The sequence below is a fragment of the Kitasatospora sp. NPDC036934 genome (assembly GCF_055608425.1).
Window position 1 is genome coordinate 526692 of the sequence record NZ_JBVJQR010000002.1, and the last position, 13183, is coordinate 539874.

At 66.9% G+C, this 13183-nt stretch carries 11 protein-coding genes; 4 read left to right on the forward strand and 7 right to left on the reverse strand.

The window, feature by feature from the left end:
- The first annotated feature begins 5 nt into the window (after window positions 1-5).
- From ACZ7BZ_RS05090 to ACZ7BZ_RS05100, 3 genes are read left to right on the forward strand one after another with little or no spacing between them, the layout of a single operon-like run.
- Window positions 6-1640: a class I SAM-dependent DNA methyltransferase gene (locus ACZ7BZ_RS05090; RefSeq protein ID WP_470357148.1), complete on the forward strand. Its 1635-nt coding sequence runs from the start codon at window positions 6-8 to the stop codon at window positions 1638-1640.
- Window positions 1633-2847 (forward strand): restriction endonuclease subunit S, encoded by a 1215-nt coding sequence (locus ACZ7BZ_RS05095; RefSeq protein ID WP_470357149.1) that lies wholly within the window; start codon window positions 1633-1635, stop codon window positions 2845-2847. Before ACZ7BZ_RS05090 ends, ACZ7BZ_RS05095 begins: the two co-directional genes overlap by 8 nt.
- Entirely contained in the window at window positions 2844-6065 is a 3222-nt protein-coding gene (locus ACZ7BZ_RS05100; protein ID WP_470357150.1) for a type I restriction endonuclease subunit R, read from the forward strand. The genes ACZ7BZ_RS05095 and ACZ7BZ_RS05100 overlap by 4 nt, the downstream gene beginning before the upstream one ends.
- 92 nt (window positions 6066-6157) lie before the next feature.
- Here the strand turns inward: ACZ7BZ_RS05100 and ACZ7BZ_RS05105 are convergent, their stop codons facing one another.
- The 7 genes from ACZ7BZ_RS05105 to ACZ7BZ_RS05135 form a co-directional block, all read right to left on the reverse strand.
- Complete coding sequence (locus tag ACZ7BZ_RS05105) at window positions 6158-6499, reverse strand: NUDIX domain-containing protein (RefSeq protein WP_470357151.1); 342 nt, start codon at window positions 6497-6499, stop codon at window positions 6158-6160.
- Window positions 6496-7215, reverse strand: coding sequence for a recombination directionality factor (locus ACZ7BZ_RS05110; protein ID WP_470357152.1), 720 nt, complete (start codon window positions 7213-7215; stop codon window positions 6496-6498). The genes ACZ7BZ_RS05105 and ACZ7BZ_RS05110 overlap by 4 nt, the downstream gene beginning before the upstream one ends.
- Before the next feature lie 391 nt (window positions 7216-7606).
- Window positions 7607-8653 (reverse strand): hypothetical protein, encoded by a 1047-nt coding sequence (locus tag ACZ7BZ_RS05115; RefSeq protein WP_470357153.1) that lies wholly within the window; start codon window positions 8651-8653, stop codon window positions 7607-7609.
- Window positions 8647-9669: a glycosyltransferase gene (locus tag ACZ7BZ_RS05120; RefSeq protein WP_470357154.1), complete on the reverse strand. Its 1023-nt coding sequence runs from the start codon at window positions 9667-9669 to the stop codon at window positions 8647-8649. Before ACZ7BZ_RS05120 ends, ACZ7BZ_RS05115 begins: the two co-directional genes overlap by 7 nt.
- Window positions 9670-10962: a serine--tRNA ligase gene (gene serS, locus ACZ7BZ_RS05125; RefSeq protein WP_470357155.1), complete on the reverse strand. Its 1293-nt coding sequence runs from the start codon at window positions 10960-10962 to the stop codon at window positions 9670-9672.
- A complete protein-coding gene (locus ACZ7BZ_RS05130; RefSeq protein ID WP_470357156.1) occupies window positions 10955-11665 on the reverse strand; it encodes a histidine phosphatase family protein in 711 nt (236 codons plus the stop codon). The genes serS and ACZ7BZ_RS05130 overlap by 8 nt, the downstream gene beginning before the upstream one ends.
- Entirely contained in the window at window positions 11662-12504 is an 843-nt protein-coding gene (locus ACZ7BZ_RS05135) for an aminoglycoside phosphotransferase family protein (RefSeq protein WP_470357157.1), read from the reverse strand. Before ACZ7BZ_RS05135 ends, ACZ7BZ_RS05130 begins: the two co-directional genes overlap by 4 nt.
- Before the next feature lie 285 nt (window positions 12505-12789).
- On the opposite strand from ACZ7BZ_RS05135, the gene ACZ7BZ_RS05140 reads away from it, so the two are divergent.
- On the forward strand, window positions 12790-13183 hold a 394-nt coding region (locus tag ACZ7BZ_RS05140; protein ID WP_470357158.1), incomplete at its 3' end, for a transposase.

Below are 13183 nucleotides of genomic sequence, written 5' to 3' on the forward strand. Positions count from 1 at the left end.
GAACGATGCCCCCGCGCAAGCGAGCCACCGCAGCCCAGGGCGAACTGCCCGGCGTCTCCAGCACCAAGGAGATCCAGGACATCCTGTGGAAGGCTGCGGACAAGCTCCGCGGTTCCATGGACGCGGCCCAGTACAAGGAGTTCGTCCTGGGCCTGGTGTTCCTGAAGTACGTCTCCGATGCCTTCGCGGAGCGCCGCGCGGAACTTGCTGCCGACCCCGAGCTGGCAGAGATCCCCGAGCACCGGCGGGCCGCGTTCCTGGAGGAGAAGGACGAGTACACCGAGAAGAACGTCTTCTGGGTGCCGCCCACCGCCCGCTGGGGCTACATCGCGGAGAACGCGACCAGCGCGGAGGGCGGCGTCGGAAAGCTCCTCGACGATGCCATGGACGAGGTCATGAAGGCCAACAAAGCCCTCACCGGCGTCCTCCCGAAGATCTTCAACCGTGACAACGTCGACCGGAAGCGTCTGAAGGAACTCGTCGACCTCATCAGTGACGCCCGCTTCACCGGGCACGGCGACCGCCCGGCGCAGGACGTGCTCGGCGAGGTCTACGAGTATTTTTTGGAGAAGTTCGCGAGGGCTGAGGGCAAGCGCGCCGGAGAGTTCTACACCCCCGCTAGCGTGGTACGGCTGCTGGTCGAGGTGCTCGAACCGTACGAGGGGCGTGTCTACGACCCGGCCTGCGGCTCGGGCGGCATGTTCGTCCAGGCGGAGAAGTTCGTGCTGCGGCACCGAGGGCGCGACCACAGCCACGACATCGCCGTGTACGGCCAGGAGGCCAACGAGCGCACCTGGCGTTTGGCCAAGATGAACCTCGCCATCCACGGTATCGATCCCAAGGGCGTCGGTGACCGTTGGGCCGACACGTTCGCCGACGACAAACTGCCCGACCTCAAGGCCGACTTCATCATGGCCAACCCTCCGTTCAACATGTCCGACTGGGCACGTAGGACGGATGACCCGCGCTGGACGTACGGCGTCCCGCCGCAGTCCAACGCCAACTACGCCTGGCTCCAGCACATCGCGTCGAAGCTCGGGGACCGCGGCAGTGCCGGCGTCGTCCTCTCCAACGGCTCCATGTCCTCGAAGCAGTCCGGAGAGGGTGAGATCCGCGCCGCGCTCGTCGAGGCTGACCTGATCGCCTGCATGATCGCCCTCCCTGGCAACCTGTTCCGCACGACGGCCATCCCGGCCTGCCTGTGGTTCCTCACCAAGGACAAGACCCCGCAGGGCGCGAAGGCCCTGACCGACCGGCGAGGCGAGGTGCTGTTCATCGACGCCCGAGCGTTGGGCACCATGATCGACCGCACCGAGCGGATCCTCACCGATGAGGACCTGGACAAGATCTCGGACACGTATCACGCGTGGCGCGGCACCGATTCGGCGAAGAAGAAGGGTCTTTCGTACGAGGACGTACCCGGCTTCTGCTACAGCGCAACACTGCAGGAGATCGCCAAGCACGATCACATCCTGACTCCGGGGCGTTATGTCGGAGCGCCCGAGGTTGAAGACGACCCAGACGCCGAGCCGACGCTGGAGCGCATCGCACGCCTGACGAAAGAACTTTTCGCGCACCTCGACGAGTCCGCGCGGCTCGACACGGTGGTACGCGAGCAGCTGGGGAGGATCGATGGCTGAACGGATGATCACCTTCGCCGAGCTTGTCAAGAGCGGCGTTATGACTTTCGGCGATGGATATCGCACGAAGAAGGCAGAGCATGGGATGCCCGGACTCCCCATTCTGCGCGTTGCCGAAGTGGGCGACGGAGTGATTCGGCCGGAGTTTATGGATTACGTGAGTAGCTCTTATCGGGCCGCCATGGGGGTCAAGGTTTCCCGGCCTGGAGACGTAGTCCTAACTACTAAGGGAACCGTAGGTAGAGTTGCGATCATCCCGAGTGATGCGCCGGAATTTGTCTACAGTCCCCAGGTTTGTTTCTTTCGCATCGGCGAGGATTCAGGGCTTGAGGCCAGGTATTTGTACTATTGGTTCAAGAGTCCCGAATTTTGGGGGCAGGCCAGTTCTCGCAAAAGTCAGACCGACATGGCTGACTACTTGAATCTTGCAGACATTCGGTCGCTATCCATGACCCTGCCGGACCCTGCTCGACAGCGGAGTATTGCTGAACTTCTGGGGGTGCTGGACGATAAGATTGCGATCAATGAGTGCATTTCGACCAAGGTCCTCAATCTCGCCGACTCGCAATTCTCGCATATCGCCCGGGGAATTGAATTCGGCCCTGCAACCTTTGGTTCCATGGCCACGGTTGTTGGTGGCGGAACTCCCAGCACGAAGGAAGACGAGTACTGGGGAGGTGAAATCTCGTGGACGACCCCTTCGGACGTAACCGCACTTTCATCGCCTTATCTGTTTGAAACTGGAAGAACTATTACTTCTGCAGGCTTGAATAACTGCGCCTCCCAGCTCTATCCGGCGCAATCCATCTTTATGACCTCGCGTGCAACCATTGGCGCCTTCGCGCTTCCTCAAATGTCGGCTGCTGTAAATCAGGGATTTATTGTCGTGCTGCCGCCGAGCGAGGATTTGCGCTGGTGGTTGTTGCACGAGATGCGATCTCGCGTGGACGAGATGATCAGCCTGGCAAACGGATCGACTTTCCTGGAGCTAAGTCGGAAGAACTTCAAGGCGATGCCCGTGCGTCAGCCGAGCAATGAGATCCTTGCTGAGTTCGCGCGAGTCGCCGCTCCGCTGCACGCCAGGGCTGCTCAGGCGGCCGACGAGTCCCGCACCCTCGCCGCCCTGCGCGACACTCTGCTCCCCCAGCTCATTTCCGGCAAGCTGCGCGTTCGTGACGCGGAGCGGATCGTGGAGGACACTGTATGACCAGCGATAGTGCCAACCACGACGGCAAGATGTCCGAGTCTACCTGGGAGCACCTTGCTATTGAGGAACTCGCTGAGCTTGCGTGGCAGCCCGCGGCCGGCAAGGACATCGCCCCCGGTTCCGGGCACCGCAAGGACTGGGACGACCTGGTCATGCACGATGAGCTCAAGGCGGCGATCGAACGTCTGAACCCGGGCCTTCCATCGACTGCGGTCCGCGAGGCTCTCCGTATTGCGACCGACCCCGCGTCCCGTGAGGCATACCCGGAGAACAAGCAGGCGCACGCGTACCTCACCTCCGGTATCCGGCTCACATATATCGATGAATTCGGGGCCGAGCAGACGCCCACCGTGCGCCTGGTTAACTTCAACTCGCCGGATGCGAACACTTACCACGCCGTTACCCAGGTCACCCTGATGGACGGCGACCACCACCGTCGCTTCGACGCCGTGCTCTACGTCAACGGCCTCCCGCTCGCTGTGATCGAGCTAAAGAGCGCCGCGGCCGAGAACGCGACGCTCAAGGACGCGCACGCGCAACTTCAGACCTACGTCGCAGAGTTCCCGATCGCGTTCCGCTACAACGTCCTTTGCCTCGTTTCGGACGGGATCACCGCCAAGTACGGCACGGTCTTCACCCCGTACGAGCACTTCGCACCGTGGAACGTGGACGAGGACGGCGACCGCGTTGACACCAACGCCTCCGACTACGACGGCGTTGAGGCGCTGAGCCTCGCGCTCCACGGGCTGTTCAACCAGCCCCGCTTCCTTTCCCTCACCGCCAACTTCGTCAACTTCACCTCCACCGGCAAGCGGATCGCCAAGCCGCACCAGTACTTCGCGGTCACCAAGGCCGTGGACGCCATCATCAAGGCGTCCCGCAGCCACGGGCAGGCCGGCGTGGTCTGGCACACCCAGGGCGCCGGCAAGTCCGAGGAGATGGTGGAGACCTCCGCTCTGGTCTCCCGTCACCCCGCCCTGAACAACCCCACCATCGTCGTGATCACCGACCGCAATGACCTCGACGACCAGCTCTACGACACGTTCCAGGACAGCCAGATGCTTCTGGGACAGGCCCCCCTCCAGGTCACCACCCGAGAAGAGCTGCGAACCGAACTGCTCAACCGCCGCACCGGCGGAATCGTCTTCACCACCCTGCAGAAATTCGGCCTCACCCAGGAGGAGAAGGCCACTGGCGCAGCCCACCCGCTGCTGTCCGAGCGCCGCAACATCCTGGTCATCGTCGATGAGGCGCACCGCTCGCACTACGACAGCCTCGACGGGTACGCCCGCCACCTGCGCGACGCGCTCCCGTACGCCACGCTGATCGCCTTCACCGGCACGCCGATCTCGAAGGCTGAGGCCGACACCCGGGCCGTGTTCGGCGAGTACATCGACATCTACGACCTCAAGCGGGCGGTGGATGACGACGCGACCGTCCGCGTCTACCACGAACCGCGGGTCATCGACGTGTCGCTCCCGCCGGGCATCGACCCGGACGCCATCGACGAGCAGGCCAACGCCCTTACCGAGGGTATGGACGACGCCGAGCGCCGCCGCGCCGTGCAGTACGCGGCAACCATGAACACTGTCTATGGCGCACCCGACCGCATAGCTACCCTCGCCGACGACTTGGTCTCCCACTGGGATCAGCGCCGCGAGCTGATGAAGCCACAGATCGGCGGGCCGGGCAAGGCGATGATCGTGTGCGCCACCCGGGAGATCTGCGTTCGGCTGTACGACGCGCTGGCGGAACTCCGCCCGCAGTGGGCGAGCGACGATGTCGACAAGGGCGTCATGAAGATCGTCTTCCACGGCGACCGAACCGACCCCGAGCACCTGCGCAAGCACGCCCTGCGCAAGTCCCAGCAGAAGGTCGTCCAGGCCCGTGCGAAGAACCCCGACGACGAATTCGAACTGCTCATCGTCCACTCGATGCTGCTCACCGGTTACGACGCGCCGCCCATTCACACCATCTACATGGACCGGCCCATGCGTGGTGCCAACCTGATGCAGGCCCTGGCCCGCGTCAACCGCCGCTTCCGCGGCAAGCAAGACGGTCTCCTCGTCGGGTATGCACCGCTGACCGACAACCTCACCAAGGCGCTGGCCGAGTACTCGCCCAGCGATCAGGAGGACAAGACCCTCGGCGCCGACATCGAGCGCGCCATCACCGAGGTGAAGAACGAACTCACCACCATCAAGGGCTTGCTGGCGGGAACCCACTGGAAGGAGCTGCTCGCCGACACCGCCCACCCGAAGCCGCGCACGCGCGCTCTGCGGCTGGTCTCCAACTACTTGCGCGACCCACTTACTCCCGGCAACAAGGTCGACCCTGGCGTCAAGCCGCTCTCCACCCGCTTCAAGGAGAGCGCCGCCCGACTGGAGCGCTTCTACCGGCTGTGCTCGATGAGCCGCGATATCACCGAGCGCTGCGCGGACCTGGAGGACTGGCGCCGAGACATCGCGTTCTTCACCGAGGTGCGGGCCTGGATGGTGAAGCTCGACGCCGCCGACCGCGAGGCTACCGGCCAGCCGCTGACCGCGGAGGTCCGGCTGTACCTCGAACAGCTCGCCGCCTCCGTCGTCGACGCCGACGACATCACCGACCTGTACGCCGAGGCCGGCATCGGCAGACTCGACATCACGCGCCTGAACGAGGCACAGGTGCGGAAGCTTGAGAACTCCGAGACCCCGCACCTGGTTGCCGAGGCCCTGCGCCGCATGATCCAGCAGAAGATGCGCGAGGTGACCAAGCACAACATTGTTCGCCATGAGAGCTTCTCCGAGCGCCTGGACGACCTGATGAAGCGCTACATGCTCCAGCAGCTCACCAGCGCCCAGGTGATCGCCGAACTCGCTGCCATGGCTCAGGAGGTGTCCGCCGAGGCCCGCCGCGGTGAGCGCTTCGATCCGCCGCTCAACCACGCTGAGCTTGCCTTTTACGACGCTGTGGCCCACCGCGACATGGCCGAGCTCATGGCTGGCGGCGACGAGACGCTGGCGGAGATCGCCCGTGCCCTGGTCGCCGACATCCGCAAGAACCTGTCCGTCGACTGGCTCTCCCGCGAACCGGTCCGTGCCAAGCTCCGCAGTCGTATCCGCCGGGTCCTCGCGAAGTTCGACTACCCGCCGGAGGAGGAGCGTGAGGCTGTCGACCTCGTCCTCAAGCAGATGGAGACCTTCGCCCAAGAATGGGCTCCCAAGGCCAAGGAGTGAAGGCACTACCGTCTCCCGGGCCCTTGCAGCAAACGGTCATGGCGCGGCCCCTATGGACGGGTCGCGCCATGCTCCAGGTAGACGGTTGCGGACTACAGCCTTGCGTCGCTGGCGGCGTGGACGCGGCGGGCGAGGCGCGGGATGAGGAGTACGTCGAGCTGGTCGGTGGTGTGGAAGGCGTACTCGCTGATCTCCACCTGGTCGACGGTGATGTTGTCGAGTTCGTCGGCGGGCAGGACGCCGCCGTCGAATACGAAGAGGAGCTTGTCGCCCTCGTTGGGGCGGGGTGCCCAGTCGGCGACGAGCAGGCGGCCAATCGGCGGGGTGATGCCCAGGTCCTCCTCGACCTCCCGATCCGCACCCTCGCTCAGGGCCTCGCCGACGTGCAGGTAGCCCCCGGGGATCTCCCAGCCGGGCTTGTAGGTCGGCTTCATGAGGAGGACGCGGTCGTCCTCGTGGTGGGTCTCACGACGGCGCGAGGAGGGGGTGTCGCCGGATCACGCAGCACGCGGACCACCGGTTTCCGGTAGCGAACGGCTACACCGGACGCGGTAGTGAGTTCCACCAGTTCAAGTGCGAGGTCGCACGTCGTGGGGCCATCGGTCTCGGTCAGGGCAGGCTGAAGGTCGGCGACCGTCTTGGCCAGCTCCCAGGAGCTGCTCACGAAGCGGAAGAGCCCGAGTGCCGGCTTCTCGGCGAGCTTGAAGTCGATGCTGGTGCTGGGCATGGGGCCTCGACCGGACTTCGCCGCCAGTCTCCGTTCCTCGATGCTTTCCGGACATCCGCACGGCTTGCCGGCGTCCGCTTCCGGTGCGAGGAACCGGGTGCCGTCGCAGTCGTGGAGTACCTTGCCTTTGTAGCCGAAGAGCAGCATGCGGGCCTGGACTGCGGATGCTCCTTCAACGGTGATCCGCACCGTGTCGTAGTCGGTCAGCACCTCCAAGGAGTCCTCGGTCGTCGTCTCCCACTCCATGGGCTCACCGCCAAGCAGGCTCGCGACACCTGCGGCAACGTCCGGGGAAGCCAACGTCACGCGCCATGCGTCCAATGCCTGCGGTCGGTTGTCCACCAGCCGCCCCGCCCGAAAGCGGCCGACGTAGTCCGACTGACTCTCCGAGCCGCGGTCGGACTCCTGTCCTCTGCCTGCCACAGCCAGCAGCTCCTTCGCGCGTAAGCGACGATCCCCCTCGAACCTCCCAGCCCGTGATGAGCGTATGCCGGGGAGGTGCAGCCCTGGCGCGGTGTGCTGTTGGGCCTCGGCCGCATGCCGCCTCCTCACATGCAGGCTGCTGCCCGTCTCGTAGCGTCGGCCCACGCACCGGCGAGCTGGGCGCGGAGGTGGGCCTGGCGGGCGTGGTAGTGCTGCCGCTCCAGTCGCCAGGCGCAGAGGTGACACGCCGCGAGTGTGACTGTCTCGCCTTCGACGGTGAGCGTGCCCAACTCGGCGACTTGGGTGACTTCTTCGCACTTGAAGCAGAACCCGGTCGTCCAGGCGAAGCGGAGTCGGAACTCGGCGGGCGGGTTCCGGTTACGTCGGGGCCTCACGTTCTGTCGCTCCAGCTCGACCGAGGTAGGGGGAGGGACATGGCGGAGGTGATGTCGCGGCGGTGGATCTCGCGCTCGATGACGAAGGCGACCTCGGGCCACGGCAGGGCCATCGGTGAGGTGAGGCTCCAGAATCCGTGGCTCGCCCGGACCAGGGCGCTGACTCCGAGCGGCGCCGCGTCGGCAGGAACGGCGGCAAGAATGCGGCGGAGTATCCCGCCGGCCCCTCGTGCCGCAGGGGCGATGCCGTTACCGACGAGCAGCGTCGCGGTTCGAACGGCGTCGAGCACGTCGGTGTCCACACCGGATGTCGCGAAGCGGCCGAAGGCCAGCTCCCACCAGGGGCGACGGGTGCGGGCCCAGGCGAGACGTTCGAGGCCGGAGCCCAGGTCCACCGCCATGCAGCTGGGATCTGCAGCGTTCCAGAGCAGGACGATGTCACCGATGGGAAGGTCGAGGTGCCGGAAGTGCACCGTGAGGCCGCAGACTTCGCGGCGTTGCCAGACGGCGTTGCGGCCGTGGATGGTGAGGTGTCTGGCGTGGAGGCCGATGTCGGACAGTAGTGTGAGCCAGTGGTCGAGGATCTCGGTGAACTCGGCTGTCTGAGTGACGGGTTCAATGCGCGAGATGTTGACGAACGAGGTGAGGAATCCCTCCCTCAGGGCGCCGACGTGGTCCCGCTCGCCGGTCAGTCGGACGACTGGCTGGGGCAGGTAGCCGCGGCGGAAGACGTACGGCTTGCCGTCCTTGAGGAGGGGGTCGACTGCCTGGACGGCGGAGATCGTCAACTCGGTGTCCCGGCCCCACCGCATGGGCAGTGGTCTCGCACGGGCTACGCCAGCTGCGCGGAAGTCGCTCTCCAACTGCTGTAGCAGACCGGCCCACTGGATCGGCCGACTGGCCGGCCGGTACGGCGTCCCCCGGTCGCGGTGGCGGATCTCGAAGCGGCCGTCGGCGCCGTGCTCGATCTCCCACTGCGGGCCGAGCCCGAGGCGGTCACTCAGGAGATCGAGCGGCCTCGACGGTGGGTCCGCGGTCAGCACGGCCTGGTCGCCAGGGCGCGGAAGTGGCGCTCGGGGTCGAACCGGTTCAGGCCGATGGCCTGCACGGTCGAAGCGTCCAGTTCCAGGCACTGCTCGATCGCAGTGGCGAGCGCTAGGGCCGCGTCCTCGTCGTCGTGCTCAGGATCGACCCTGGCGACGGCTCCGGTGTTCTCGCACAGGGCGGCCTCCGCGCAGGTGCCGTCTCGCCAGCAGAGCGCGGCGACGGGCGTGCCGGCACGCAGGGACTCCCCGAAAACGGCGGCGCCGGCCTCCACGTAGCTTCGCGAGCAGGTGTAGACGTAGACCGAGGCGTCGGAGAACGCGGCCGTTTTGGCTGCCCCTCCGACCTCGCCGACCCAGCTGACGTGATCAGCCGCGAAGAGTGCCTGGTGACGTCGCACGTAGTCGTCGTCGAAGACCGGTCCGACGATGTGTATCCGCCGGCCGAGCAGTTGGGCCGCGCGCACAGCGAGGTGCGGCGACTTCTCCTCGTCGATCCGGCCGAGCCAGACGAGGTCGCGGCCGGGCCGGGCGGGAGGTTCGGCTTCACCGAGCCCGAGGTGGACCGCGTGCTCCAGCACCGGCGTGTGGGCGGCGTACAGCCCTGCCATCTCGGGTGAGTAGCAGTAAAGCCGGGAGCGCTTTGCGTCGAAGGCGTCGGCGGCGTGCCGGAAGACCGGCGAGTGCTGGAAGGTCGCGACGTCGCAGTCGAGATCGGCCCAGACCCGACGCCACCCGGGGAGCGACGGGTACTCGTGTCCGACTACGAGCAGGTCGTAGCCGGTGGAACGCAGGTCACGAGTCTGCCGGGTACCCGGCCGGAGGTCTTCGAGGCGGATCGGACGGGTGGTCCAGTCCGTTCCGAGGTCGGTCCTCCAGCCGGGGCCGAGGAGGTGTACGTCGGCGCCTGCGGCTCGGGCGCCTTCCGCCACTGCCCAGAGCCAGCGTTCGATCCCGCCGTAGCCGACGGGCGGGAAGGTGTAGCTGCTGGGGAAGTCGCAGATGCCGACTAACACTTATGCCTCCGTTGTTCTGTCCGCCGAGATCCGGCGGAATCCGAGGTAGGGCACCAGGGCCTCGGGCAGGACGATGGAGCCGTCCTGCTGCTGGCACTGTTCGAGAAGGGCGGCCAGGGTGCGGCCGATGGGCAGTCCGGAGCCGTTGAGGGTGGCGACGGGCTTGGTCTTGCCGTGCTCGTCACGGGTGCGGATGCCCGCGCGGCGGGCCTGGAAGGAGCCGCAGTCCGAGACGGAGGAGATCTCGCGGTAGGTCTGCTGGCTGGGCAGCCAGACCTCGATGTCATAGGTGATCTGGGCGGAGAAGCCGAGGTCGCCGGCGGCGAGCTGGACGACGCGGTAGGCCAGTCCCAGCTCCTTGAGGCAGGCTTCGGCGTGGCTGAGCATCTTCTCCAGCTCGGCCTGCGAGTCCTCGGGGTCGCAGATGCGGACCATCTCGACCTTGGAGAACTGGTGCTGGCGCAGGATGCCGCGGGTGTCGCGGCCGTAGGAGCCGGCCTCCGAGCGGAAGCACGGGGTGTGCGCGGTGAGGGCCAGGGGGAGTTCGGCGGGCGGGATGATCTCGTCCGCGTAGAGGTTGGTGAGCGGGACCTCGGCGGTCGGGATCAGGAAGAGCTCGCGCTCGCCCATACCCGTGGCGAAGAGGTCCTCCTCGAACTTCGGGAGCTGGCCGGTCCCGGTCATGGTCTGCCGCGTGACGAGGTACGGGACCGCGTGCTCGACGTACCCGTGCCGCTTGGTGTGCAGGTCCAGGAAGAGCGTTGCCAGGGCGCGCTCGATGGCGGCGCCGGCACCGCGCGAGACGCTGAACCGGGAGCCGGAGAGCTTGCTGGCACGGGCGAAGTCGAGGATGCCGAGGGCCTCACCGAGGTCCACGTGGTCCTTCGGCTCGAAGGAGAAGGACGGCGGCGCGCCGACGCGACGGATCTCGACGGCGTGCTCGTCGGAGTCGCCCTCGGGGGTGCTGTCGAGCGGCAGGTTGGGAATGGTCAGCAGGAAGTCGCGCAACTCCTGCTGCACCTGCTCCTGCTCCGCCTCGGCCGACCGGATCTCTTCCTTGAGCTCGCGGGCCCGGTCCTTCAGCGTCTCGGTGTCGCCGCCCTGGCGGGCCGCCTGCTGGACCCCCTGGGCGACCCGCTTCGATTCGGCCCGCAGCTCGTCCACACGAGTGATGAGCTGGGATCGGCTGGACTGAAGAGACTCCAACGCAGAGAGATCCAGGGTGTAGCCGCGGCGGGCGAGGCGGCGGACCGCCTCGGAGCCCATCTCGATGAGGGCGCGGGGATCATGCATGGGAGTTCGTCTCCTCCAGCTGGACAGATGGTCCATCGAAGGTAGCAAGCGTGCGCTGGTCTTCTGGCCGCGATGACCATCCGCCCGCTACGACGGTCTCCTGTTCCTCCGCATCCAGGATTTCGAGCAGAGACGCGGTGAGGTCTTCGAGTTCGCCGTCCTCGATCCTGACCAGGTACAGGCAGGGCACCTCGTCGAAGAAGATCGGCATGGCCCGCCCGGCGACGTCGCGCGAGGTCCGTCTGTGCCACCGCAGCACCGAGGCCAGCAAGCCGTGCGCGACGACCGTCCGAGGCGAGGGCAGCTGGAGTGCGCTCCGGAGGCCGGCAAGCATTCTGCGGATGGCCTCGCGCTGGGACTCGGCGGCCCCGGGCGGGTTCTCCCATGGTCCGGCGGCGACGAGCCAGCGCGCGTACTCCGTAAAGAGGCCGCCTTCGAACTGCCCGTAGTCGACTTCATTGAGGGCGGGCTCGACCCTGACGGGCTGATCGGCATCGCCCATCAGCAGCCGGGCCGTCTCACCCGTCCGGGCGAACGCCGAGGTGAGCCAGATCTTCGGTTGAACGGCAGTGATCACGCTGCTGCCGGTCCGGCAGGCGACGCGTCCCGCCGGATCCAGTGGAAGATCGACAGTCGGGTCGCCGTTGACCCGGTGAGCCGCGCTGTAGTGGGTACTCGAATGGCGCAGGAGATAGGTGGTCACGTCTGGCCGCCCTTCTCCGGCACCGCAGTGAGATCGAGGTCGCCGGCCAGCCCCGCGATCACCCGATCCATCACGGAGGCGCGGTGGTCTCCCAGCTCGCGGTAGTAGAGGAGCCCGTCCACGCAGAGTGCGAGGCTCCAGTGGCGTAGCCGCCGCGGATCGAGGCCGGCGGTAGTGACGGCGATCTCGAAGCGGTCCCGGGTGTGTGTGCCCAGGTTGTAGTAGATGGTCCAGAACGCCCAGTCGAAGACCTCGTCGCCGACCATCGGCAGGGGGTCCGCCAGGACCGGCTTCCGGCGGTCGTCGAAGAGGACGTTCTCGCGGTAGACGTCCGCGTGAAGGACTGATGCCCGTGCCGCGTCCGGGTGCAGTCCGGTAACCAAGCGCTCACCGAGCCTCGCCCAGTCGACCCCCAGCTCGGCGCGTTGCGCCGCCAGGCGACGGCGCACGCGCGGGACCAACTCGCATTCGAGGAAGTCGTGGAGGTTGGGAAGTGCTGCCGCTGTGGTGGTCGCGCCCCGGCCAAGGCGATGCAGTTGCCGCAGAGCGGTGGCCACCGCCTCGTACTCGTGCATCTCCGGTCCAACGGAACCGCCGGGTACGGCTGCCACCATCTCCAGGGCGGCGACGCCGAGGTCGTCCGCGTGCTCGAGCACCCTGACGGCCGGCCCGGCCGCCCAGATCCCCAGCGCGATCATCTCGTTGCGGTAACGGCTGTGGTCGGGCCATGCCTTCAACAGGACCTCGCGCCCGCTGATTCGCTCGCGCGCCACCATCAACAGAGAGGCGTGGCCGGCATCGTGGTAGCTGTCGAGGCTCAACTGCCAGCGGTGGGCCACTTCGTTGAAGACCTCAGTGGCTGTTGTCGTTCCGATCTTGAGGGGTGCCGGTCGAACGGGAGTCTCGATCGGGTGAGTCCGGCGGCCGCCGCGCATGAAAGCAGGGCCTCTTGGTAGCTCGAAGGGTGTCTACGCCAAAGAGCGGTCCAGGAGGCCCTGTTGTCGCAGTTCTACGGCATCGCGGGAGCGGGGTCCACTTCGGTCACTCGCACGTGTGACTGCCTGGCACACCGGTTCGGGAACGCCGCCGACCACGGGGTCCGTGCACGCCGCTACCCGACGGACATGTCCGATGCGGAGTGGGCGGTGGTGCGGCCGCTGCTGCCGGTACCGGGCTGGCTGCGCGGGCGGGGCGGGCAGCCGGAGGCGTACTGCCACCGTGCGATGCTGGACGCAGTCCGCTACCTCGTCGACAACGGGGTGAAGTGGCGGGCCGTGCCGGCCGACTTCCCGCCGTGGGACCGGGTCTACGCGTTCTTCCGCCGCTGGCGCGAGCGCGGTCTGGTCCGGGAGTTCCACGACCGGCTCCGCCGCCGGGTCCGCGAGCGGGCCGGGCGGGATCCGGAGCCGAGCGCGGGCGTGATCGACTCCCAGTCCGTCAAGGCGGACGCCGTCGTCGGCCGTGACAGCCGCGGCTTCGACGGCGGCAAGCTGGTCAACGGCCGCAAGCGGCATGCCG